The organism is Cobetia sp. MC34, from assembly GCF_018340035.1.
GTDB lineage: Bacteria > Pseudomonadota > Gammaproteobacteria > Pseudomonadales > Halomonadaceae > Cobetia > Cobetia amphilecti.
This window is the reverse complement of the sequence record NZ_JADPPY010000084.1, coordinates 1-1,431: the sequence shown is the minus strand read 5'-3', so window position 1 is coordinate 1,431 and position 1,431 is coordinate 1. Positions and strand designations below refer to the sequence as shown.

1 protein-coding gene and 1 pseudogene are annotated in these 1,431 nt (G+C 53.0%); both read right to left on the bottom strand.

Translation table 11 applies throughout. The annotated features are described in order from the left end of the window. Nucleotides 1-212: 212 nt before the first annotated feature. A pseudogene (locus IZU87_RS17830) lies at nucleotides 213-564 on the bottom strand (transposase); the annotation flags it as partial. A gap of 225 nt (nucleotides 565-789) precedes the next feature. After that, a complete protein-coding gene (locus tag IZU87_RS17220; protein ID WP_153635493.1) occupies nucleotides 790-1,095 on the bottom strand; it encodes an ArsR/SmtB family transcription factor in 306 nt (101 codons plus the stop codon). Between the last annotated feature and the right edge of the window lie 336 nt (nucleotides 1,096-1,431).

The window sequence follows — 1,431 nt, the reverse complement described above, 5'->3', positions numbered from 1 at the left end:
GCCGCTGTCGCTGGTGGTTCGCTGGCCGCTCAGCTCGACACGGACGGAGCCGTTGCTGGAAGGCGTCCAGGTGGATAGGCTTTCACCCATGGCGAGTAGTACTCTTGAGTCAGACTCTTTGCGTAAAACACTGATTTTTCAAGAGAATACCATCCGTTATCTTCGTTTTCAGGTCGGCCTCATGAATAAGCCGGGTTAAAGGTTCTTCAGATCCCCCTTTTGCCTCCACCAGCGGAGGCGCGTGTTGCACGAACGGCTGTTGAGTCGATCATCCAGGTCTCGAGATCCATCAGACCATCTTCGTGAAGCCGAAGTTGAAGGCGCGACAAGACCTCCTCAAAGATACCGTCATCACGCCCTTGGCGGAATCTGGCGTAGACAGTGCTCCAAGGGCCATAACGTTCGAGAAGGTCGCGCCACTTGGCGCCAGAGCATAGAGCCCCAAAAAATGCCGTTCAGCATCTGTCTGTCGTCCTGCCTCGGCCTGCCCATCGCTTGAGTCGGTGACACAATGTGTTCGAGCAACTGCCATTGGCTATCAGAAATTTCGTAGCGTCCTGCCATACCGCACCTATGCTGGATGTGCATGGGTCACATTAGCAAAAATGACTTTTCGTACAAAACCTAGTCGTCGAAACGTCGAGCCTCAGTACGGGGGCAGGTATCTGATCAGTCAGGCAGGAATGCGGCCTGACTGCTATCCACCAGATTCGACGATAACTTTTCCGCGCTGTCGTAGAGATTCGTGAAAAAACCGCGCCACGCACACAGCAATGGCACGGCCAATGTTCAGATTAACGTTTTCAGGCTCTTCAGCAACTCTTCAACATTCCCTTCGTGACGCTTGTAATAGGTCCAAGGTCCGATGCGTTGGGATGTAACCAGTTTAGCCCGCTGCAAGACCGCCAAGTACTGTGAAATCGTCGACTGTGACAGCCCCGCACTCTCTTGGATGATGCTCACACAAACCCCAACCTTTTCAGGGTCGACCTCTTGCTCCGGATAGTGTTTTCGTGGGTCTTTGAGCTTGGCCAAGATCGCTAATCGGGCGGGGTTGTTCAAAGCCTTCAGTGCCTCTTGGATATCAATACTCATAGCAACCTCAAAACGATTTCTTTCGATATTATAATATTTAAACTACTATGGGAACGATGATCCCGCCTCATTCATGAGGACTCGGAACGAGCGGTCTGAAGCGGCTGGCTGGCGACTTCTCTCATCAGGATCGGCATCTACGCCGTGAAAGCCCGGTGAGATATGCCCAAATGCTGCTGTTTTTTCGCCTTCTTATAACTTTCAGAAACCTGTCTCAGCCGTCAACGCAGGCGTGATCGTCGGCCGCCTCTGCGGTCGCTCTATTCTTGGTACTGTGGCGGTCTCGCCGTGTATCAACTCAGCGCGGTCAGTCGTGGCAGCCCCTTCAGCAACGTG